Raw genomic sequence first — 24,510 nt, forward strand, 5'->3', positions numbered from 1 at the left:
AAACCATATGAAGAAACTATACATTGTATTGTTTTCGGCAGTATTGTGTCAAACAAATCTTAAAGCTCAAACAACCAGCAACTATTTTACTTCAAATCCTACCCTTACTCCCGACGGCAAAACCGTAATTTTTACTTATGAAGGCGACCTTTGGAAAGCCGATATTAACAGCCCGGCAGCAACAAGGTTAACAGCTATGCAGGGAGAAGAAACCAGTCCGCGGGTGTCGCCCGACGGGCAATGGCTTGCCTTTTCGTCAAACCAGTTTGGCAACAATGATGTGTACGTGATGCCCCTTGCCGGCGGTGACATCAAACAGCTTACCTATAACGATGCCGGCGATAATGTTGATTCGTGGACCTGGGACTCGAAATCCATCTACTTCAACTCGTCCCGTTATAATGGTTTCAGCGAGTATAAGGTAGCAGCAACCGGAGGCACGCCTGTAAGGTTGTTCGGGCATTATTTCAATACCATACACGGCGTTGTTGAGCATCCGCAAACCGGCGAATTGTTTTTCAGCAATACATGGGAAAGTATCTATTTCCCAACCCGCAAGCACTATAAAGGTGCTTATAATCCCGATATCCAATCGTACAATCCTAAAACCAAGGCGTATAAAAAATATACCGACTGGCAGGGCAAGGATTTCTGGACAACCATAGATCAAAAAGGGAATATCTATTTCATATCCGATGAGGGCAATGAGGAATATAACCTGTACACATTTATCGATGGCAAAAAAACGGCTTTAACCCAGTTCCCAACCTCGATCAAACGCCCGCAGGTGAGTGCCGATGGTAGCAAAATTGTTTTTGAAAAAGATTACCAGATTTTTGTTTACGATGTTGCTTCAAAACAAACACAAAAGTTAAACTTAAACCTGTTCCGCAATAATGTATTGCCTAAGGATCAATCGTTTGAAACAGGCGGCAAAATTGAGTCGGCAGCATTATCACCCGATGGCAAGAAACTGGCTTTTGTATCCCGCGGCGAATTATTTGTAAGTGATGCCGAAGGTAAATTCGGCAAAAAACTGGAGCGTAATACCAGCGAGCGGGTTACCGAAGTTAGCTGGATGAGCGATAATAAAACCTTGATTTTTGGTCAAACTTTAGGCGGCTTCCCTAACTGGTATACGATAGCAGCCGACGGCACAGGTTCTGAAAAACAACTTACCGGCGATAAAGGCAGCGACCGCCTGCTGAGCATGAACAAAGACAGGTCAAAAGCTATTTACCTGAGCGGTCGCAATGAGTTGAAATTATTGGATCTGAATGCGCTTACTTCAAAAACTATTGTTACCGACGAGTTTTGGGGCTTTTATAATCCGCAGCCTCGCTTTTCACCAAACGGTGAATATGTGGTTTACAATGCCTACCGCAATTTTGAAATGGATATTTTTGTTTATGAGATAAAAACCGGAAAGATCACTAATCTCACCAACAGCGGTGTTACTGAGGCTGCGCCGTTTTGGTCGCCGGATGGAAAGTATATTTATTTCACATCATCGCGCACACAGCCGGAATATCCTTATGGCTCAAAAGATGCCCATATTTACCGGATGCCGCTGCAAAAGTATGACGATCCTTTTAAGATGGATAAGTTTACCGCTTTGTTTAAAGAGGAGAAAAAAGATTCGGACGATAAAGACAAAAAGGATAAGGACAAAAAAGCGTCTAACAAAAAGAAACCTTTATCTGAGCAGCCTACACCAAAGGCACCCGATGATATTACCATAGATACCGAAGAACTGATGAAACGCCTGGAGCGGATCAGTCCGGAGTTTGGACAGGCACAGGGTTCATATGTAATTCAAAAGGGAGATAAAACGCTGATATATTATGCATCCAACCACAGCGAGGGCAAAGCAGCACTTTACCGCACCACCCTCGAAAACTTTGAACAGCCTAAAACAGAAAAAGTTGGCGGCGGCGATTTTGGCAACTTTGATATTTTTGGCAATGGCGATAAATATTTTATAACGGCGGGTGGCAATATCTATACATTAAACATTGATGCCAACAAAGTTGATAAAGTAGAGATCAATTACAGTTTCACCCGTAACATGGCAGGCGAGTTTGCACAGATGTTTGACGAAACCTGGGCCGGTCTGGATGAAAATTACTACGATGGTAATTTCCACGGTGCCGACTGGAAAAAGGTGCATGATACCTATAAAGCCTTTGTGCCATACATTACAAACCGTGCAGACCTTCGCCTGTTGCTGAATGATATGCTTGGCGAGCTCAACTCATCGCACCAGGGCTTTTACTCAAACGGCAGCGAGGAGAAAAAAACCATCTCCTACCGTACCATGGAAACCGGGATCATTTTTGATAATGAATCGCCATATAAAGTGAGCAGTATTGCCATCCATAGTAATGCGGATAAAGCAGGTATCGATGTGAAACCGGGCGATATACTAAAAGCAGTAAATGGTGTTGCCGTTGATGAAAAACAAGACCGCAACTATTACTTCAGTAAGCCATCGCTTGATAAGGAAATTGAGCTAACCTTTAACCGTGGCGGCAAGGATATTAAAGTAAAACTTCATCCCGAATCAACCGGCGATCTGTCGGGCAATCTTTACGACGACTGGATCAAGACCAACGCTAAAACTGTTGCCGAGAAAAGTAAAAACCGTATTGCTTACTCATATATGAAAAATATGGGCGACGGCGCTTTGCAAGATTTTCTGGAAGATATGGTTGACGATGCTTATAATAAAGATGCGCTGATCCTCGACCTGAGGTATAATACCGGCGGTAACGTGCATGATAATGTTTTAAAATTCCTGTCGCAAAAGCCATACCTGCAATGGGCTTACCGCGATGGCAAAAAAGCGCAGCAATCAAACTTTGCACCGGCAGCTAAACCAATTATCCTGCTAATGAACGAGCAAACCCTAAGCGATGGCGAAATGACCTCACAAGGCTTTAAGCAATTGGGTCTGGGTAAGATCATCGGCACCGAAACCTACCGCTGGATCATTTTCACCAGCGGCAAAGGCCTCGTTGACGGCTCCTTTTACCGTATCCCGGCATGGGGCTGCTACACCCTTGATGGTAAAGACATCGAAAAAACAGGCGTAACTCCGGATATCTATGTAAAAACAGATTTTGCAGACAGGATTGAAAATAAAGACCCGCAGTTGGATAGGGCTATTGAGGAGATTTTGAAGCAGTTGAAGTAGCAGTGGCAGGTTTTGTTGCAGTGGCGGTTTGGTTAGCAATAGTTTGCGGTTATCAACTGCCACTGCCATAAAAACTGGTAATTATATGTCAATAGTCCTTAATTATATTTTCAAATTGCACCGTTTTCAGCTTGATTTCAGCTGTTTTTGCGGTAGGAATTTTATTAAATGACCATTCTCCCGTATAAGCCTGGCCAGGATTTACTAACTCGTCTCCGATACCACGTTGATCTTTATCATAACGTAGCTCCTTCCCATCTTTGTCAAAAATTCGCCAAACAAATTCGATGTGTGATATGGATTCTTTGGATTTATTTTTAAATTTTATGACCATATGGGTCATCAACTCTGACTGTGTGAGTTTATAACTTACGATTGGGATTTGTGGATCAGGGTTTATACCCTTTTGGTGTTTATAACGACTCTCAATATCTTTCATGGCTTGCGTCGCCAGTTCTAAGTCGTGATCTATCTGCTTGTTCTTTTCTGCCTCCTGATCTTCGGGATTTTTTTGTTGAACCACAGTAATGCAGGACGAGAGAAAAATGATGGTTATAAAAAAGAAAAATAAATTGCGCATAGTGAAAAGGTTAAACGAAGATAATTTTTTGCACAAAAGAATTATATATTTTCTTTACCTATCATCCCAATCACTTATTTAGAACATATCCAAATAACATTTGTATAAACCACTAACCGCTTTCAAATGTTATTTTTTGTAAATTCGCCGCTCTAAGGCCAGTTAATGGGCTTAACGTCAATTTCTTTTACTTTTCACCTAAAAATCAAATACAAATGGCTTTTGATTTAGATATGATCAAAAAGGTTTACGACCGCTACAGCACCCGCGTTGAGGCTGCCCGTAAAGCGACCGGTAAACCCCTAACTTTAACCGAAAAGATTTTATATGCCCACCTTAGCGAAGGCGATGCTCAAAAAGCATTCGGTCGCGGGGTAGATTATGTTGACTTTGCACCAGACCGCGTAGCCATGCAGGATGCTACTGCGCAGATGGCCCTTTTGCAGTTTATGCAAGCTGGTCGCCCGCAGGTTGCTGTTCCGTCTACCGTACATTGCGATCACCTGATCCAGGCTAAAATTGGCGCTGTTGAAGATTTAAGTACTGCTGTTGACGTTAACCGTGAAGTTTACGATTTCCTGGCTTCAGTATCTGATAAATATGGTATCGGTTTCTGGAAAGCCGGTGCAGGTATCATTCACCAGGTAGTGTTGGAAAACTACGCTTTCCCTGGCGGTATGATGATCGGTACCGACTCACATACACCTAATGCCGGTGGTTTAGGTATGATTGCTATTGGTGTTGGTGGCGCTGATGCCTGCGACGTAATGGCCGGCTTACCATGGGAGCTTAAATTCCCTAAACTAATCGGTGTTAAATTAACTGGTAAACTTTCTGGCTGGACTTCAGCAAAAGACGTTATCCTGCGTGTTGCTGGTATCCTTACCGTAAAAGGTGGTACCGGTGCTATTGTTGAATACTTTGGTGAAGGCGCACGCTCAATGTCGGCAACTGGTAAAGGTACCATCTGTAACATGGGTGCCGAAATCGGTGCTACTACCTCTATCTTCGGTTACGACGAAAAAGCTGCTGCTTACTTAAAAGGTACTAAACGTGCCGATATCGCTGACTTAGCCGACACTATTGCAGAACACTTAACCGGCGACGAAGAAGTTTACGCTAACCCTGAGCAATATTTCGACCAGGTTATCGAGATCAACCTGAGCGAGCTTGAACCACACGTAAACGGTCCGTTCACTCCGGATCTGGCTTGGCCTATCTCTAAATTTGCTACCGCTGTTAAAGAAAACGGCTGGCCTACCAAATTAGAGGTTGGTTTGATTGGTTCATGTACCAATTCATCTTACGAAGACATTACCCGTTCAGCTTCTATCGCTAAACAGGCTATCGATAAAAAATTAAAAACCCAGGCCGAGTTTACCATCACTCCGGGCTCTGAGCAGGTGCGCTACACTGTTGACCGTGACGGTTACCTTGCTACTTTTGCCGAAATGGGCGGTGTGGTATTGGCTAACGCCTGCGGACCATGTATTGGCCAGTGGGCCCGTCATACTGACGACCCTACCCGCAAAAACTCTATCATCACTTCGTTTAACCGTAACTTCGCTAAACGCCAGGATGGTAACCCTAACACACACGCTTTCGTAGCGTCACCGGAAATTGTTACTGCTTTCGCTATCGCGGGTGATTTAACTTTTAACCCGCTTACTGATACTTTAACTAACGAAGCCGGTGAGCAGGTTAAATTTGACGAGCCACAAGGTATCGAGTTACCGGTAAAAGGCTTCGCGGTTGAAGATGCAGGCTACCAGGCGCCAGCCGAAGATGGCAGCAAAGTTGAAGTTATCGTTTCTCCAACTTCATCACGCTTACAATTGCTTGAGCCATTCAAAGCATGGGAAGGTACCGACATTACAGGCCTGAAATTGCTGATCAAAGCTAAAGGTAAATGTACTACCGACCACATTTCGATGGCCGGCCCATGGTTGAAATTCCGTGGTCACCTGGATAACATTTCAAACAACATGCTGATCGGTGCTATCAACTACTTTAACCTTACTGCCGATAGCGTTAAAAACGAATTAACCGGCGAGTATGGTCCTGTTCCGGCTACTCAGCGTGCTTACAAAGCAGCAGGTATCGGTTCAATCGTAGTAGGCGACGAAAACTATGGCGAAGGTTCATCACGTGAGCACGCGGCTATGGAGCCACGTCACCTTGGTGTACGTGCTATATTGGTAAAATCATTTGCCCGTATCCACGAAACCAACCTTAAAAAACAAGGTATGCTTGGTATCACTTTCGCTGATCCTAACGATTACGAAAAGATCCAGGAAGATGATAACATCGATATCACCGGCTTAACAACTTTTGCTCCAGGCAAACAGTTAACCGTTGTATTACACCACAAAGATGGTTCAACCGAATCATTCCCTGTAAACCACACCTACAATGCGCAGCAAATTGAGTGGTTTAAAGCAGGTGGTGCGTTAAACATCATCCGCAAGCAAATGGCATCTTAATTTCGGATATCGGAATTTTGATTTCGGATTTAATATTTGAAAGCCTTCCCTATTGGGGAGGCTTTTTTTGTTGGTCAAAACGTTAAAAAAAGCGTTATTGAGAAACATACAATCTTCGTTGGAATCCAAAGATTAGTCCCAAAACTATAAAGATTATACCAAGCAAGATAAAGACGAAAATGACTATTCTATCCGATTGTTGGTCCGTCTTCGTTTCTTCTGCTACTGCTTTTTCAACAGTAACCTTTTTTAAATCTATTGATTTAACTTTTGTTAACCTTGCCCTCATTACTTATAAATGTATTAATTTTTCATAAAAAAACGGCCGTATGGTAAACCGTACGGCCGTTACAAAATGTAAGGACTTCTTGATAGCTGTAAGACTTACGAAGTTTTAAAAACTTCGTAAATCTGGCTTTTCGTTAAGATCTTTAACTTAAAACTTATATCTTACAAACGCTTCCATAGCTTCATATTCGGCAAGGCCAAGGCGGTCGTAGCGTTGAGCAGTGTCGCGCGTGCGGTCTTCTGCCCTTACCCAGAACTCCCTCGCATCATCGCCAGGAAATACCGGTGTATCTTTTTGCGACTGATGTTTGAAGATCGCGTTACGCTTGCGGATCACCTCCTGTGGAGAAAGTGGCACAGCCATTTCTATCTCGTAAGTTTCAAACTCATGCCATGCGCCGCGGTACATCCATAACCAGCAATCCTCTACCCAGGCTTCTTTGCCTTTAAGCCTGTCTAATGCAGCTAAGATGATTTTAAAGCACACGAGGTGGGTTCCGTTAGGATCGGCAAAATCACCTGCCGCAAAGATTTGTTGTGGTTTTATTTTCTGCAGCAAATCGATAGTCAGCTGGATATCTTCCTCGCCTACTGAATTCTTTTTGGTTTTGCCTGTTTCATAGAAGGGTAGGGCCATGAAGTGAATATGATCGTCCTGTAAACCTGCATATCTTGCACCTGAAATAGCTTCTGTTTTCCTGATAAAGCCTTTTACATTGCGGATCTCCTGGGTGTCAATTTCGTTTGGTTGTTTGGTTGGGAAAAAGGCACGCATATCTTCATATGATTTCTGAAGATGAGTAGTGTCTTCGCCAATACTGTTGGTAAAGTCAATGGCAAATTCCATGTACCTCAACACATCATCATCCCATACCGCGGTATTACCCGAGGTTTGGTAAGCTACGTGTACATCATGGCCCTGGTCTACCAAACGGATAAAGGTGCCCCCCATTGAGATCACGTCATCATCAGGGTGCGGCGAAAAAATGATTGAACGTTTTTTGGCCGGCAATGCTCTTTCCGGTCTTTGTGAATCATCAGCATCCGGTTTACCTCCCGGCCAGCCTGTGATAGTATGCTGAATTTGATTAAAGATATCAATGTTGATATTGTATACCGGGCCTTGCTCTACAGCAAGCTGTGCCATGCCGTGGTTATTGTAATCTTCTTCAGTTAGTTTCAGTACCGGTTTGTTAACCTCATTAGCTAACCAAATTACAGCCTTTTTCTTTAACTGGTTATCCCATACACAGTCTTTTACCAACCATGGGGTATCAAACCTTGTTAGCTCTGATGCAGCATCTGCATCCAGCACAAATTCTACATGCTGTGATAATTGCAGATAGGTTGCAGGTACTTCGCCCGAAATCTCCCCTTCTACCGCTTTTTTGATGATCGGAGCCTTCTTTTTGTTCCAGGCCATCAATATGATTTCCCTTGCTTTGAAGATAGTACCGATACCCATGGTAATAGCTTTGGTTGGCACATCAGCTTTACCACCGAAATCACGGGCGGCGTCACGCCTGGTCAGGTCGTCAAGCGTTACCATCCTGGTACCGGAGTTTGGTGCCGAGCCCGGCTCGTTAAAACCGATGTGACCTGTACGGCCGATGCCCAGGATCTGTAAGTCTAATCCGCCCAGTTCTTCTATCTGCTTTTCGTATTGTAAGCAGAATGCTACAACTTCGTCTTTATCCAGTGTACCGTCAGGGATATGAACGTTCTCCTTTTCAATATCAATATGGCTGAACAAATTATCGTACATGAATGTCACATAGCTTTGCGCTGCTGTGGGTTTCATCGGGTAGTACTCATCCAGGTTGAAAGTGATCACATTTTTAAAGCTTAAACCTGCTTCTTTGTGCTGCCTTACCAGTTCGGCATATACTCCGATAGGAGTTACACCTGTAGCAAGCCCTAATACCGCTTTTTCGCCTTTGGCTTGTTTTGCGCGGATCAGGTCTGCTATCCGGTTCGCTACTGCCACCGAGGCTTCTTGCTGGTTGCTGTATACGCTCACAGGTAACTTCTCGTAACGCGTCTCTTCCAATAAATTTAATCGTGCCATAATTTGTTCAAAACCTATATGTTATATGTTAAAGTTTAAAAAAGTCGCTATACAAAAAACCCCCGCCATGGGCGAGGATTTTTATCAAACCAATTAACAAAAATGTTTATCCTCACCGACATGAGAATAAAGTAAAGTGCGTATAATAATATGCTGTGCATTATCAATACAAACTTACTAAAACAAAATCTGAATCAAAAGAACTTTTTAAATTTTTTTAATAAGTATTTTATCCTGAAAGGTGTTGTTTGATGGGAAGTTTGGTTAAAATTTGCATTACAACAATTAAGTTTGATGTAGAGACGCATCACATGAGTCTTCTCGTGTGCTCAGATTATCGACTACCTATCAGCTTGTCATACGGGAGACGCATGTAATGCGCCTCTACGCAATTAAAATCACCAATCAATTGTTTATAAAAGGCAAAAGAGTTCCTGATGGGCAGGAATACTCTTTTTGCTAACCAATTATAAAACATAAATCATGAGTGGAGAAGAGATGCAGGGGTGGAGTCGAACCATCCGTTTGCTGCCGGCCAGCACCTGCCATTTAGTTTAAAAAATGAACCCCATTTGCAAACTAATCTGTTGCAAATATATAAATATTCTATTAAATCCATATATTTAGTAGTATTTATTCATAAAACATTAATTTTCTTCAAAACACACTTAATTATCAGGCTTTTAAATTTTTAATTTAGCGTTGGTCAGACTTATTGGAGCAGATTTTTTCGAAAGGAACAGGGTATTCTTCGCCCAATGATTTCTCATATTCGGCACTAAACTCCTCATAAATCTTGCGTGCATGTTCAATACCTTTAGTCCGGCGTAATGCTTTAAGCTTAAACTTAATCCCAATATCATTGAAGGGATCAATACTTAATACAATACGGGAAATCTCCAACGCTTTTTTATAATCAGCAGCATCGTAAACCTTTTTTATCACCGGTAAAATAACAGGCATCAACGCTTCCTCATATTCCTGTTTAAAATCGTCGAGCCAAATTTCAGGGATATGCTGCAACAAACCACCTCGGGCCACCAGGTCAAAGTAATTGAACACAGCCGGTTCGCTACCATTAGCTTGTTTAAGGGAATCCCTCACTACAAAGTAATCACAGTAAAAACCTTCGGTAATGATAAAACTATAAGTATCATTCAAAAAAGCAAGCTCCAAACCATCAATATCCGAAAGGATGTTGCGCAGGTGATTGATAGTTACCCCCCGGATATTCTTGGTTTTGACTATATCCTTATCAGGCCACAATGTAGTAGAGATCTTTTTTGATACCACCCCATTTTTTTCACGGCTGTTTAATAAAATAAGGATAAAAAGCTGCTTGATCTTTGGGCTAAACAAATACGTAATTTCCCGCTTATTTTTATCATAAACTGTAAAATCGCCCAACAGGTAAACCGCGTTGACCTTATTGTCTATCTCCTTTTCTTCGGCGTCTTCAATAACGGTCTCTCCATTTACAGCAGGTACAGGTTCTTCATCCTCTTTCTTCCTCTTCAGAAAAAATGTCACAATACCAAATAACAATACTAGTGCAGATGCTCCGCCTAAAACCCTGTATAAAGTAAAGGATTGTTTCCTTGGCTCATGGGCTGCCATATACGCTTCCTGGCTCACAGGTGGCGCAGTAAGCGCAAAGATTTTTATGGTTGATCGCGACGGGGTTTCAAACTCTTGTGTTGTGCAATAAAACACATCCTGCTTGGCGTTATAAAACAGGTTATGATCCGTCTCTATCCGTTCGGACACAACGGGAATAGTGCCACTTACAATCTGGTATGAACCATCCCTGATTGAAAACTTATATAAGCGCAAACTGGTTTTAGGCCGTTCATGCGGATAACATAGCACATACAGAAACTGCTTATCCTTTGAAACGATAAGGTTGTTGGCCGGTACAAAAGCCTCCTCATCGGGTTTAATCTCCCATAGTTTTTTGATGGTACGATTGCTAAGATTAACTCGGTACAAATCATAATAGTGCATCCCGCCTACTACCTGGTTGCCCGATTGGTTGCCGTAACCGCCAAAAATGTAAACTTCGTTATTGCTGTCAGCCGTACTTGCAGCCGAGAAAAACCGCGGATTAATCACGTCGCCGGTAAAGCTTTGCTGCTGCCAGGTATCTGTGGCTTTATCGTATTTAAAAAAATTATTATAGTATTTAAACGATCCGTACCCCCCAAACAGGTAAAAGTTATTAAAGTCTTTATCGTAAAAAATATTATGATGATGCCTTTGCTCCATTATGGTCGATTTGCCATAAAAATCCCAGTTAAGGCTGTCGAGGTTAAAAGAAGCGATACTTGGCGCAGGTTGCGGGGCCCTGAGCACTTCATATAAATAGCACTTATTTTCCTTAAGGTTTACAATGTTTTTCCCGAGGTGCAACGGCACCGCCAATTTATTTTTGAATGGCTTGGTTCCCACCGCGTCACGCCCTGCATCATAAAACATAAGCGAATCACTTTTAAAAATAAAGAACTGCTCATTTTTTTCATTAAAGTTGATCCCGGCAACCTCATTAAAAGTATGCTCAAACTTTTGCTTCCAGAAATATGACTCATTGATAAGCCATGCCGGGTTATCAACATGGCCCAGGTTATCACCACCGGCAGTAAAAACATCGTTACCCGTCCATTCACTAAGTGGGAATGCATAGCTTTTATCGTCATTGCTCACAACCAGGTTTTTGATGGCCATATTGGGCACATCCGAATAATGCTCGTTTTTGCCAAAAGTGATCTTTGCAGTTATTTTACCGGTAAAACCCAACTCGTTGGCCCGATACCATTTTCCGTTTACGGCGATACCTACCTTATCACCTTTAAGGTCAAGATCAACAATCACCTTAAACCATTTACGTCTTTTCAGCAAAGCATCAGGAAGAGGAATATTGAGCTTGTTGCTCCGGCTGTCGATATTGAAGTTAAGGAACGAGCCATGATCGTAAATGGCACTCAGACTGTATGAGTTACCTTTATCATCGGTTAAATTTAAAATGTAGCCAAGGTGCTGGTTGTCCCATAGTGAAAGATCGAAACTGATAACCAGGCGGTCATGAAAAGTTGGCAAGTCATCCTTAAAAACCTGGTACGAGGTGCGCTTGCTCATCAGGCTGTCGTTTGAACCAAACTGCAAACCCTGTCCCCTGCCTTTAATTGCAGGCAGCAGCATAACAAAAAGCAATATAAGCTTACATGCCCTTTTTGAAAGCACTAAAACCTTACTTTTTTTCACCATTTAAAATACATGTTTAAACTCGCTGACCGGACAGCGCCACAGGTTAGAATAATGTGCTAAAATATGTATTTTTTCGGGTAACAGGCGAGGTAGATTCGATCATTTATACTAATGGCATGTATTTTTACCTGGCCAATTTGGATGTAACCTCATCCCTGTAACTTATAGGGCGAATTTGCGTAATTATTTATAATACCCGGGCTATCGGCTGTATACACCATGCTATCCCCACAGGAATTTAACACTTCCAACCACGACCAAATGTTAAATTTTGGCGATGAAATGTTAAATCTACAGTATAAAGTGTTAAATCCCTTGCACAACTAATTATTTAGTTATATTTTGGCTTTCATAATCGACCTTATGAAAATCACAATTATTGGACTATTACTATTTTTCGTGGGCGCAGCAAACTTATCAGCCCAAACCAATTACAACATTAAAGGAACGTTAGCCGATACCGTTTCAAACTCAAAATTAGCCAACGCCAGCATCAGTGTTATTACTGCAAAAGATTCTATCCTTCAAAAATTTACCCGGGTTAAGGATGACGGCACTTTTTCTATCGCGAATCTAAGCAAGGGCAAATTCATTGTTGTAGCTACCTACCCTGGTTATGCCGATTTTGTAGAACGTTTTACTTTAGATTCGGCACACACAACACATAATTTCGGCCGTATCAGCATGCTCCTTAAAGAAAGGCTTTTACAGGAAGTTATTGTAAAAGGCAAAGCGGCAGCCATTAAAATTAAGGGCGATACCACCGAGTTTAATCCGGCTGCCTACAATATCCAGCCTAACTCAAAAGTTGAAGACCTGCTTAAACAGCTGCCCGGCATTGAGGTTGATAAAGACGGGAAGATCACCGCACAGGGGCAAACTGTAAAAAAAGTATTGGTTGATGGCGAAGAGTTTTTTGGAGATGACCCTACACTGGTTACTAAAAACCTGCGTGCCGATATGGTTGATAAGGTTCAGCTTTATGATAAAAAAAGCGACCAGGCTGCCTTTACCGGTATTGATGATGGGGTAAAAGATAAAACCATTAACATTAAACTAAAAGAAGATAAAAAGAACGGTTACTTTGGCAAGTTGGACGGCGGCATAGGTACTGATGGTTATTACCAGGGACAGGCTTTATTTAACCGCTTTAAAGGCAAACAGAAATTTTCTGTTTACGGTACCCTTGGCAACACAGGCAAAACAGGTTTAGGCTGGGAAGATAATAACAAATACGGAGGCGGTGGCGGCATGGAATTTGGCGATGATGGCGGCATCTATATCTTCGGTGGCGGTGGTGATGACCTTGACAGCTTTGATGGCAGGTATAATGGTGAAGGCAAACCTGTTGCCCGTACCGGCGGCGCTCATTATGATACCAAATGGAATAATGATAAAGAATCCATTAACACCAACTATAAAATAGGTTCGCTTACTGTTGATGGCACCAAAAACACCCAACAGCAAAATAACTTCCCCGGTAACATATCGAATGTGAACAGCGATCAAAACAATCATAATTACATGTTCCGCCAAAAGCTGGATGTAAACTACCAGGTAAAGATCGATTCGATGCAGAACCTGAAGATCACTGCCGACGGAACATTAAAAAACAGTAATACCCGCAGCAATTTTGCCACGCAAACGCGTCGTTTAGATGGCAGCCTGATCAACAGCAACGATCGTGAAAATAGTGCCAATGTTGATGGCAAAGTATTTAATGCAAACGCGTTTTATACCAAAAAATTTAAGAAGAAAAGTCGTACACTTTCGGTAAACTTCAGAACGGCTTATAACGAAAGTGACTCCAAAGGTTTCCTGAAATCCAACACGCAATTCTATGACTCGGTTGGTACTTATATAAACAAAGACACCATTGATCAATACAAGGTGAATAAAACAAAAAGTACCAATATCAATACCAACATTACCTATACCGAGCCATTGGCCAAGGATTTCACCCTTGCCCTGAGCTATGCCTTAGCGGTTAATAACGCCACTGCCGACAGGCGTACGTTTAACAAACCGGTTAGCTCGGCTGCTATTTACACCGCTTTAGACAGTGTTTACAGCAGTGACTATAAACTGAACCAGCTTTCAAACCAGGGTGGTGCGGTATTTAATATGCAAAAGCAAAAATATTCGTTCAACTTTGGCACCAAGGTAGCCGGCGTAAAGTTTAAACAGGTTGATGAGTTTGGACGAGTCTCTGACCTGGTGCGCAACTTCACCAACTGGTACCCGCAGGCTTCCTTCCAGTACAAGTTTTCCAAGCAATCAAGCATCCGTGTAAGCTATAATGGTAATACAACTCAACCTAATATCGATCAAATTCAGCCGGTGAGAATAAATACCGACCCGCTGAATATACAGGAGGGTAACGCCGATTTAAAGCCGTCTTTCACCAACAGGTATAACATCAGCTATAATTCGTACAAGGTGATCAGTAATCAATATATCTGGATCAGCGGATCATACTCAACTACCAGCAACCCTATCGTTAGCAATGTTATGCGCGATACTACAACCGGTATCAGCACCTATAAATCATCAAACCTTAAAAACAAATCAACCAACAATTTCTGGGTGAATACTTATTTTGAAAGGAAGATTCCGGGAATAGGAATTAATGCAGGCCTGGAGGTTTATGCTAATGGTAATACCTATTACAATATGTCTAACGATGTACTGAACGAAACCAAATCATATAGCTATTCGGGCAGTGTCAGGCTATCTAAATACAAGGAAAAGAAGTATGACGCATGGGTATCGGCAGGCCCAACTTATACCATCAACTCGTCATCGCTTAACACCTTATTGAATAATAATGGTCGCGGGTTTAATGCTAACGGAGGGTTTAATATCTACCTGCCCGGCAAATTTCAGATCGGATCGGACGGAAACTATACTTATAATGCGCCGACAAAATCATTCCCGCAAGATTTCAGAAGGTTTCTTCTTAATGCCAATGTATCAAGGACGTTTATGAAAGATGCCTTGAAAGCTACCATTTCAGGTAATGACCTGCTCAATCAAAATACCGGCTATAACCGCACCGGATCAGCCAATGTGCTTACCCAGGAGCGTTATACTACCATCAGAAGATATTTTATGTTCTCCCTAACATGGGATTTTAACAAAGTTGGAGGCGGCGCACCTAAAAAATAACCTATCATGAAAAAGATTTTAACCATAGTAACCTTACTGCTACTAAGCGCAAACCCTTTACTGGCGCAAGGCAACAAGCACTTTACATTTCACGGCACCATTGAGTATGATAAAACATCAAATATGTGGGCGCTGCTGCAAAAACTGATCAATAAGGATAATGAAACCTGGTATCAGCCCATGTATGATCAATACAAAAAGAACAAGCCCCAATTTAAGGTTTTGAAAAGCACTTTAAAGTTTGGCAATAACCAAACCCTGTTTACCCCCATTGAACCGGAGTACACACCCAACAATTTTGGCGACGAACTGCCGATGGCCATACAGAATAATACAATATACACCGATTTTAATACAGGAATAAGCACCAGCCAAAAAAGGGTATTTGAAGAAACTTTCCTGGTAAAAGACACCACAAGGCACATTAAATGGAAACTAACCGGCGAAACACGTGAAATTGCAGGCTATCCATGCCGCAGAGCGAACGGACTGATCCTTGATTCAATTTATGTAGTGGCTTTTTATACCGATGAGATCCCTGTTTCCGGCGGCCCCGAATCGTTTAATGGTCTGCCGGGTATGATATTGGGAGTTGCATTACCGCATGAAAATATAACCTGGTTTGCAACCAAAGTTACCGAACAACCGGTGGACGAGAAATCGCTCACAGCGCCTAAAAAAGGAAAAGCGGGTAATAACAAAAGTTTTCTTACTGTACTGCAAAACGCCATGAAAGATTGGGGCGAAACTTATGCGAAACAGTATCTGAAAGGGTTTTCTTTGTAGGAGATCCACAGATTTCTAAAACATGTCATTGCGAGGTACGAAGCAATCGCATACTATACAGAGCAGCTATGCTTCCGTGCGATTGCTTCGTTCCTCGCAATGACATATTTTTATTTTATCCCCGCGTCCGTGTCCTCACGGGCGCTTTTTTATTGTATTAAGGTTGATCGTGAGGACACGATCAGTGTTCGGAAAAATTAAAAAAGCAGGGAATTGTGTGATTCCCTCCCCTGGGAGGGTGTAGGGAGGGGTTTATACGGTAGACTGACGCATAAACCCCTCCCAGCCAACGCACATTTCAGCCGCCCCCCTCCCGAGTGAGGGAACTAAAAAATCTTCCGAACACCCATCGCTGGGGGCACGATCAATGCGGAGAAATTCCCTACGCGTTGGCCAGCGCTCTGTCCAGGTGAACATAACCACCATCAACATAAATCAACTGGCCGGTTGTATGACTTGATAAAGGCGACAATAAAAACGCTACAGTATTGGCAATTTCCTCGGATGTGGTCATCCGGTTACCCAACGGAATTTTCGCTTCGATCTCTTTCAGTTTTGCACCCGGATCGGGAAGGGTTTTGATCCAGTTGGCATAAAGCGGTGTCCAGCATTCGGCTACTACCAGTGCATTTACGCGGATACCATATTTTAAAAGTTCAACAGCCCACTCGCGGGTAAGGGCGTTACGACCACCGTTTGATGCCGCATAACCCGAAGTATGCCCCTGGCCGGTATCGGCAGTTTTTGAGGTAATATTCAGGATAGCCCCTTTTGATTTTTTTAGTTCGGGCAGTGCATGGTGGGCCATCAGGTAGTAGTGTACCATATTTTTATGCAGGGAAGCCATGAAGCCTTCGTAATCGCCGCTTTCCAAACCAACGCCATCATTTACACCTGCATTGTTTACTAATCCGTCGATGCGGCCAAGTTTGGCTACCACTTCATTCACTGCGTTTTCGCTTGCTTTAGGATCAGTAAGTTCGGCCACTACCTGGTATGCTTTATGGCCTGCCGCTTCAATAACCTGAACCACTTTCAGATTATCAGCCTCACTCCTGCCTACAATAACCGGGATAGCGCCTTCAGCGGCTAACACTTTCACTATGCCCTCGCCTATGCCCTTGGCCCCGCCGGTAACTATAATTACCTTATCTGTAAGTTGTAAATTCATTTTTTAGTATGATAGATATATTTAATGACTGCCGGCCATCACCAGCTTTTTAACTTTGTGGTTATTGACGGCAAAGATTAAAATGCCGAGGAAACAGAAGCCCGGCACTATATAAGCCATTTGAATATTGTGTGTAGCATCTGATACCCTGCCCATGATTACCGGGAATATAGCGCCGCCCACAATCCCCATGATCACCAACGATGAACCAAGTTTGGTTTTGGCACCAAGACCACGGATACTTAACGAAAATATAGTTGGGAACATGATCGACATAAAGAACCAGGTACACATTAGTGCGTAAACAGCAACTTCGCCTTTTAACGTTACGGCCATAGCTATCAGGAAAATATTGATAACCGCATAAGTAATAAGCAGTTTAACAGGGTTGAAATAACGCATGAGCAACGTACCAATAAACCTGCCTGCCATGAAACCTGCAGAAGCGATAGTGAGATAAAACGAGGCTGGCTTTTCGGCAAATCCGGCTACTTTTTCTGAATAGCGGATAAAGAAACTACTAACGCCCGCCTGTGCACCTACGTACAGGAATTCAGCGAAGATACCTGCCCTTAAACTTTTCACTTGCAATAATTCGGCAATTCTTACACCAAGTGAGCGATTATCATTAACAGCTTCATCGCTGGTTTCTTCAACAATTGGCGGGAAGTGTGTACGATATATTAAAAATGCTACCACAAGCACGGCTGCACCAATTACTACAAAAGGAATTTGCACGGATGCTGCTTCATGGTTAAGGTATTCGTTCAGCTGTTCGGGCGACATTTTGCTTGATTCAGCATCTGTTAATACCTTACCCGATAAAATGTAATTACCGCCAATCAATGGTGCCAGCGTAGCTGCCAAACCGTTAAATGATTGCGAAAAATTGATCCTTCTCTCGGCACCAGCCGGATCGCCCAACACTGTGATATAAGGATTGGCAGCTGTTTCCAAAAATGCAGCACCCGAAAACACAATAAACAGCGCAGTTAAAAAGAACGCGTAATTACGTACTGCAGCCGCAGGGAAAAACAGGAACGCACCTGTAGAAAAAAGTATCAAACCTAAAATGATACCGCCCTTATAACCATATTTTTTCATAAACTGGGCGGCGGGAATTGGCAATATGAAATAGGCAATATAGGAAGCCGAATCTATAAGCGAAGATTGCAAGTCATTAAGCTGACAAGCCTTTTTTAAGTGCGGAATTAATATCGGGTTAAGATTAAGCGCAAATCCCCAGATAAAAAACAGGGAGGTAATTAATGCTACTGCGAACAGGGCGTTGTTTTTTGACATTAGTGTTTATTGGTTGGTTATATATTGATCTTTTTATTTAAATGCTGCCGAAATATTATCTAACGAAATCCCCAGCGTTTTTAATGCAATTTTATTTAGTGCGGCCTTATTGCCTGTAAAATGGAACACGCTATGTTTATGTGTAAGCTTTTCGCCGGGTTTCAGGAACGCTGCCGGAGATACACTTTCTATCTCATAAAAAGGCCCCATCTGTTTTCCATCGGCCAGCGGGCCATCGTTATAAGCATTTACTGCATCACCGCTGTAAGGCGCCGTATCTGTTTTCCATTCCTGGTTTAAGTATGATGCGGTGCTGTCTACATCAAACATAGTTATAGTTAAAACATCGTTCTCGGCATCGTAACTGCCAGCCATATTTTTTGCACGATGAGGAGGAATACCTAATTTACCCCTGCTTTTGCCATCTGCCTTAAACAGCAGGATTCCGTTTTTATACGTGACCCTGTCTTTCGGGATCTCACCAAAATAATTGGTTGTAGCCACTTTACCCACAGCGCTTTCATTGTATGGCACCACGATCACTACTTTGGGCGATGGGGTAAACATATCTAAATTCCATAAGCAAGGTGCACCTGTGGCTTTATCCCAGACCTTATCACCTGTATTAATAATAGAGTTTACTGTACTAAAGCCAACCGCCTTTACCGATGGGTCGACATCAATACCAAGTACCTGCTGTATGGCATTTGGCTCCATGATCTCCACATCCCGTTCCAGCTTTATTGATAACTCAGTACCGGCATAATTTTGCAGATGTGTGCTTTTGCTCATCGAAACCTTCTTATCCGACGATGAAACCAGTTCCCAGCTTTCACTATCAACAGCAGCAGGCGTATGCCAATTGGCAAATTCCATCTTTGTGCCCTGCTTAAAAAACAATGAAAACTGCCCGCCTTCCGGCCCAAGCCACAAGCGGTCTTCCCCTCCAAAAGCATTCATGTGCGGGTCGGGCTGTTTCTGATCAAAAGTTTCATATTTGATCCAACCAAAACTTTTACCTAAAGAACCTTCTGCGGTTGATGTAAAAACCTTGCCTTGATATTTTGGAGATACCATAACCATTCCTAAGCCACCGTCACTTAAAACTATCAGACTATCGTCCCGCTTCCGCAGAAACTCCTCGTCATATTCAAAACTTCCTTTTTTCACAGGTGGTTTATACATAGTGCATGCAGCAAAAGTGCTAATCAGCAAAACTAACCATGACTTTTTTAAAAGCTGCATATACCGGGTTATTTATGTTTAGTATTTAAGCCGATCACGTTTACCATCGTTCCGATATGATCAATACTGATCTCAACCACATCACCGGTTTGCAAAGTAAAGCTTGGCGGCGGTACAAGGCAAGTGCCTGTCATTAAAAAGCATCCGTAAGGAAAATCACATTCGCTGTATAAATACCCGGTAAGTTCGGCAAAAGAACGTTTAATACGTGATACCGTTGTTTCATCTTCAAAAACCAACCCCCCTTTACGCTTAATGTTCATGCTGATCACGGTATCACCGGGGATTGGTTCGGAGGTTACATATAAACAAGGCCCAAGAGCGGCACTTTTTTCATATACCTTAGCCTGCGGCAGATATAAAGCATTTTCGCCCTCAATACTCCGCGAGCTCATATCATTACCAATGGTATATCCCTGGATATTACCATCGCTGTTAACAAATAGCGTAAGTTCGGGCTCGGGCACATTCCATTCTGAATCTTTGCGGATGTAAACCTCGCCATTATGACCGGATACCCGATGTGCAAGCGCTTTGAAAAAAAGCTCTGGCCGGGCTGCGTCATAAACCTTATCGTATAAACTTGCCCCGGTTTCTGACTCTTCCATCCGGGCGTCTCTACTCCGTAAATAAGTTACTCCCGCAGCCCATACTTCCTGGTTGCCAATAGGCGGCAAAATATTGCCGTTTAGATGTTCATTTTCTACTTCGGCGTTTAAAGCTGTAGTATCTGTAGTTACCGATTCCAGGTAAGCGGCCAAACCATCACGATTGATCAGTTTGTCCCATTCATCATCAATAATATATGATGCCCCTTTATGCTGCAGTAAGCTGCCTTTTGCCAGTTTATATAATTTCATCAGTTTACTTCCAATTCGTCTTTTGAGGGAAATTTAGGGAAAGGGCCATGTTCGCCGGTTTGATACCAAAACACCGTTGAAGCAATATCGTCCTGCAAAGGCATATACCGGCCATCATGCCGCCAGCCCAAAGCCTGTATGGTAACTTTTAAGCTTTTTTCAAAGCGGATAGGATCAACAATATGCCAGCGGTACAAACCAAAACGCTGGGCAATATTATAATGCCCATCGCCACGGATTACCTGCGGTAAACCACTGTAAGGACTGCAAAATTCGGTATATTCAGTGCCTGGCTTCTCCTTACCATCGGCATCCTTGTGGCGGGTATCAAAATCATATGATCCGCAGAAATAATCCTCCGTACCAGTGCCATTGATAGTAGGGAATTTGGTATCACCATCCATAAAAAACTTGATCTCACCTTCGCCCCACCAGCCGTTTTTGTTCGAGCCATAAGCGATATAAGTACCTACGTATTGCCCTTTCCCCTTAATACTATCTACTAAAACAAAATCTTTCTTATACGGCAATGGATTTACACGACGAAACTGCGCATGGAAATAACCTGCATCCTCGGGTACATCGGTCAGGGTATAGTCAACCTGGTAATAGAGCACCATATCCTCATCATCAATGTTTTCCATAGTGATACGGCATTTTTTGCGAAAAGGCATCGGCCAGTAACAATTAAATGCGCTGCCCGGGTTTACGGCCACAGCCAGTGAGGTCACCGGCGCATATTTACCCCAGCCCATACAAAAGAAATCGCCCACCGGCACCTCAACAGATGGTGTAGTTTCGTCATCCCAATAAAAACGGATTATCGAATAACGCCAGTTACCTGTGGGCGTCATCCAGATATGCTGAATGGCTCCCGAACCATTAATTTCGGCAACAGTAAATGTTGTATGTTTTTTGATGATAACACTCGGACTTACTTTCCAGGTCTGCCCCAAATCGCGCGAAGCATTGGCGCCGGTCCCCGTAGTGGCCATGCCGCCTTTACCTTTTTCGCCGTTGAAATTTTCAGGACTTATAGACCGGGTTTTGGCATCAGATGTACGATAAAGGTTTCCGAGCCCCACATCCAAACCATTAAATTTTTGCTGCGCATTAACAAACGAAGCTACAATAACACACAGGCAGATCGTTAAAAAATAATTTTTCACCATAAAACTTATCTTTAAAATCAATTAACGCAGTAATTGGTAATGCGCTCCAGGTTTATTTGTTTATGCTTCAGGCTACGTTTAAAAAGCCATTCACAATCATATTGATAATTTTTTGCTATCCATACCGCTTTATAAGCATAACATTCGCATATTTTGGCATGGCTTACCTGCGGTTGATAAAGCTAATTTAAAATTTATTAAATAAATGCCTATACCTGTAAAAAACAGGATAGATTAATTGGCTCATCGTTCGGTTATGAGCTAAATAAACCACATTTTTGCATATGCCGCTTGATTTGATACTTAGCAATCTCGAAAAACACATTCACTTAACCCGCGAAGAACAGGAAACTTTCACGGCCTATTTACAGCCCAAAAAAATAAAACGTAAACAATTTTTGCTTACTTATGGCGAGGTATGCAAGTATTCGGCTTTTGTAACTGCCGGTTGTTTACGGGGATATACGGTAGATAAAAGCGGTATCGAACACGTACTCAGTTTTGCCCCCGCCGATTGGTGGATTGCCGACATGTATAGCCTTATATCGCAAAAGCCTGGCATACAAAACATTGAAGCGCTGGAGGACACCGATATCCTCCTGCTATCAAAAACAAACCAGGAAAAATTATATACACAAATCCCTAAATTCGAGCATTTTTTCAGGATCCTGACGGAAAACTCATTAGTGGCCAGCCAGCAACGATTGATAGACAGCCTAAGCCTTACCGCTGAAGAACGTTATAATAACTTTTGCAAACGTTATCCTACATTAATTGATCATCTGCCCCAAAAACAAATAGCCTCATACATTGGCGTAACCCCCGAATTTTTTAGCCGGATGAAAAGTGTGATGGTGAGGAAAAAGTAGGTGAATGGTTGGAAAAATATGAGTGAATGATTGATTAGGTTTATTAAGTGAGTGGTTAAGCTACGACTACTCACTACTCTCCCAATCAACTACTCACCAATTTCTTAACCTACATCAAGTGCCGTCGGGCAATGCCCTCCTTAAATTTGCGGTATAATTTAAAGAAAACACATCATGGCACAAACCATTTTACATAAAGCTAACACCCGTGGACACGCTGATCACGGATGGCTGCACAGTTATCAATCATTCAGTTTTGCAGGTTATTATAATCCTCAACGAATGAATTTTGGTGCTTTAAGGGTATTAAATGATGATACGGTTGATCCGGGCATGGGCTTTGGCAAACACCCGCATGATAATATGGAGATCATATCCATTCCGCTGGAAGGCGACCTGGAGCATAAAGACAGTATGAACAACGTAGCTGTCATTAAAAATGGCGATATCCAGGCCATGAGTGCAGGTACAGGAATTTTCCATAGCGAGTATAACTTTGACCGTACGAGCGAAGTTAAGTTTCTACAGATCTGGATTTATCCTAATAAAAGGAATGTTGAACCGCGTTACGATCAGATCTCATTAAACCTTGAAGACCGTCATAATAAATTGCAACAGGTATTATCGCCAAACCCGGATGATGCCGGAGTATGGATCCACCAGGATGCATGGTTGCATTTGGGTAAATTCGACAAAGGTTTAAATACCGAATATACCATCAAAAAAGAAGGCAACGGTGTTTACGCGTTTGTTTTAAGCGGCGAAGTGATCATCAACGGCGAAACATTGAGCAGCCGCGATGCTTTAGGCATTTGGGACACCGACAAATTTACTATTGAAGCCGGTACCGACACTGAGTTTTTACTGATAGATGTACCAATGAAATTTTAAGATCATGGAAAAGACACAAATCCTTGTAATTGGCCGGCACCCGGAAATACTGGCCACTGTAGTACGGCTCGTAAACAATAATCCTGACTGGAACGCGACAGGCTGCCTCAGCGATGAGGAAGCCATTGCAGCGTTTCCAATGCAGGACTTTAAATTGGTACTAATGGGGGGCGGAGTTGATGAAGCTTCAGAAAGAAAATTGAATGAATATTTCCGCGCTGAAAAACCCGAAATCAAAGTTGTCCAGCATTTTGGCGGAGGAAGCGGGTTGCTCAGTGCCGAAATATTTGGGGCGTTGGGGCGATATTAAACGACTAACGCTCCCCGTTTAGCTAATTCGCTTAATAATAAATCGCGGTCTTCTATTTCCGGCTGTATTCTGATCCACCCTTTTCCATTCCATCTTCTCGAAAAACTTGAAATACGGTTATCATAAAGATCAATGATACCGTTGCTTTGCTCTTTAATCTCAAGATACTGCCACGAGATACTTCTATAAGGTATCATTTCGGCTTTAACCTCAACACCCTCATTATCTAAAACCAACTTAAAGCTTTTATAAGTTTTGATCAGCCTTCGCTTAACGGAAAACATCACCATTAGTATTAAAAATGATGTAGTGATACCAAAAGAAAATACCAATAACCCAAACTCACCTCTGCCGTAAGAAAGATATTGCAGAACAAAAACTGATAAAGCTATTATTCCTATTCTTTTAAGCGCGCCCGTTAACATACGCTTTACTAAGCCGCTAAGTTTCGATTCATCGATTATATAAGTTACTCTATCCATGGTAATAAAAGGTTTTGAAAGATAAATATATATTCAGGTGATAAAAAAAGAAATAAGATTAATGCTTATTGCTACATCAAGAAACAGAACAAAGCCAATGAGCAGAGCAATGTAAGTTAAATACCACAAATGAGTTTATGGGCGTTGCCTGCGGCCGGGCTATGCGCTCATGCGCCTGCAGGCCTTACGCACGGGGCCGGTATCCGCTACTATCCCTAACGCGGGTTTGAGATGAGTGTTGGGTAGAGATGGTGAGTGGTTAGGTGTTATGATGGCTCATCAACTACTATGTTAAATTGCATTACCCCGATTGTCATCCTGAGGGACGAAGGATCATCTTCTGCGCTGTGCGGGTTAGTGGAGAATAGTGAGTAGTGA

The 24,510-nt window shown here is 42.5% G+C and carries 16 protein-coding genes; 7 read left to right on the forward strand and 9 right to left on the reverse strand.

The genetic code is table 11. The annotated features are described in order from the left end of the window. Positions 1–7: 7 nt before the first annotated feature. The gene (locus AC59JO_RS28835; protein WP_497309815.1) at positions 8–3,196 is read left to right on the forward strand and encodes a S41 family peptidase; all 3,189 of its coding nucleotides are present in this window, start codon (positions 8–10) and stop codon (positions 3,194–3,196) included. An 88-nt stretch (positions 3,197–3,284) separates the two neighbouring features. Here the strand turns inward: AC59JO_RS28835 and AC59JO_RS28840 are convergent, their stop codons facing one another. Beyond that, positions 3,285–3,776, reverse strand: a complete 492-nt coding sequence (locus AC59JO_RS28840; RefSeq protein ID WP_413665933.1) for a hypothetical protein — start codon at positions 3,774–3,776, stop codon at positions 3,285–3,287. Between the two features lie 215 nt (positions 3,777–3,991). Here AC59JO_RS28840 and AC59JO_RS28845 point away from each other — a divergent pair, with 215 nt between their 5' ends. After that, positions 3,992–6,259, forward strand: a complete 2,268-nt coding sequence (locus AC59JO_RS28845) for an aconitate hydratase (RefSeq protein WP_497309817.1) — start codon at positions 3,992–3,994, stop codon at positions 6,257–6,259. A gap of 436 nt (positions 6,260–6,695) precedes the next feature. Here the strand turns inward: AC59JO_RS28845 and nagB are convergent, their stop codons facing one another. Both nagB and AC59JO_RS28855 read right to left on the reverse strand, forming a co-directional pair. Then, positions 6,696–8,615, reverse strand: coding sequence for a glucosamine-6-phosphate deaminase (nagB, locus tag AC59JO_RS28850; RefSeq protein ID WP_413665931.1), 1,920 nt, complete (start codon positions 8,613–8,615; stop codon positions 6,696–6,698). Positions 8,616–9,311: 696 nt separating this feature from the next. Further along, positions 9,312–11,876 (reverse strand): Kelch repeat-containing protein, encoded by a 2,565-nt coding sequence (locus AC59JO_RS28855; protein WP_413665930.1) that lies wholly within the window; start codon positions 11,874–11,876, stop codon positions 9,312–9,314. Between the two features lie 363 nt (positions 11,877–12,239). Here AC59JO_RS28855 and AC59JO_RS28860 point away from each other — a divergent pair, with 363 nt between their 5' ends. Together AC59JO_RS28860 and AC59JO_RS28865 are read left to right on the forward strand one after the other, a co-directional pair. Continuing rightward, on the forward strand, positions 12,240–15,044 hold the full coding sequence (locus AC59JO_RS28860; protein WP_497309820.1) for an outer membrane beta-barrel family protein: 2,805 nt from the start codon (positions 12,240–12,242) through the stop codon (positions 15,042–15,044). A 6-nt stretch (positions 15,045–15,050) separates the two neighbouring features. Continuing rightward, a complete protein-coding gene (locus tag AC59JO_RS28865) occupies positions 15,051–15,830 on the forward strand; it encodes a GLPGLI family protein (protein ID WP_413665928.1) in 780 nt (259 codons plus the stop codon). Between the two features lie 382 nt (positions 15,831–16,212). Here the strand turns inward: AC59JO_RS28865 and AC59JO_RS28870 are convergent, their stop codons facing one another. From AC59JO_RS28870 to AC59JO_RS28890, 5 genes are all read right to left on the reverse strand, one after another. Beyond that, positions 16,213–17,001: an SDR family oxidoreductase gene (locus tag AC59JO_RS28870; RefSeq protein WP_497309822.1), complete on the reverse strand. Its 789-nt coding sequence runs from the start codon at positions 16,999–17,001 to the stop codon at positions 16,213–16,215. Positions 17,002–17,022: 21 nt separating this feature from the next. Further along, entirely contained in the window at positions 17,023–18,303 is a 1,281-nt protein-coding gene (fucP, locus tag AC59JO_RS28875) for an L-fucose:H+ symporter permease (RefSeq protein WP_413665926.1), read from the reverse strand. Between the two features lie 33 nt (positions 18,304–18,336). After that, complete coding sequence (locus tag AC59JO_RS28880; RefSeq protein ID WP_413665925.1) at positions 18,337–19,473, reverse strand: DUF6786 family protein; 1,137 nt, start codon at positions 19,471–19,473, stop codon at positions 18,337–18,339. 83 nt (positions 19,474–19,556) lie between these two features. Next, on the reverse strand, positions 19,557–20,408 hold the full coding sequence (locus tag AC59JO_RS28885) for a fumarylacetoacetate hydrolase family protein (RefSeq protein ID WP_497309824.1): 852 nt from the start codon (positions 20,406–20,408) through the stop codon (positions 19,557–19,559). Beyond that, the gene (locus AC59JO_RS28890; RefSeq protein ID WP_413665923.1) at positions 20,408–21,580 is read right to left on the reverse strand and encodes a glycoside hydrolase family 172 protein; all 1,173 of its coding nucleotides are present in this window, start codon (positions 21,578–21,580) and stop codon (positions 20,408–20,410) included. The genes AC59JO_RS28885 and AC59JO_RS28890 overlap by 1 nt, the downstream gene beginning before the upstream one ends. 284 nt (positions 21,581–21,864) lie before the next feature. On the opposite strand from AC59JO_RS28890, the gene AC59JO_RS28895 reads away from it, so the two are divergent. From AC59JO_RS28895 to AC59JO_RS28905, 3 genes are all read left to right on the forward strand, one after another. After that, positions 21,865–22,449 carry a Crp/Fnr family transcriptional regulator gene (locus AC59JO_RS28895; protein WP_497309827.1) on the forward strand — a complete coding sequence of 195 codons (585 nt, stop codon included), beginning with the start codon at positions 21,865–21,867 and terminating at the stop codon, positions 22,447–22,449. A 174-nt stretch (positions 22,450–22,623) separates the two neighbouring features. Next, positions 22,624–23,340: a pirin family protein gene (locus tag AC59JO_RS28900; RefSeq protein ID WP_413665921.1), complete on the forward strand. Its 717-nt coding sequence runs from the start codon at positions 22,624–22,626 to the stop codon at positions 23,338–23,340. Positions 23,341–23,344: 4 nt separating this feature from the next. Next, complete coding sequence (locus AC59JO_RS28905) at positions 23,345–23,650, forward strand: hypothetical protein (protein WP_413665920.1); 306 nt, start codon at positions 23,345–23,347, stop codon at positions 23,648–23,650. Here AC59JO_RS28905 and AC59JO_RS28910 read toward each other — a convergent pair. Next, positions 23,647–24,132, reverse strand: coding sequence for a hypothetical protein (locus AC59JO_RS28910; protein WP_413665919.1), 486 nt, complete (start codon positions 24,130–24,132; stop codon positions 23,647–23,649). The two genes, AC59JO_RS28905 and AC59JO_RS28910, sit on opposite strands and share 4 nt — an antisense overlap. Positions 24,133–24,510 lie beyond the last annotated feature (378 nt).

The sequence above is a fragment of the Mucilaginibacter sp. A5337 genome (assembly GCF_059690695.1).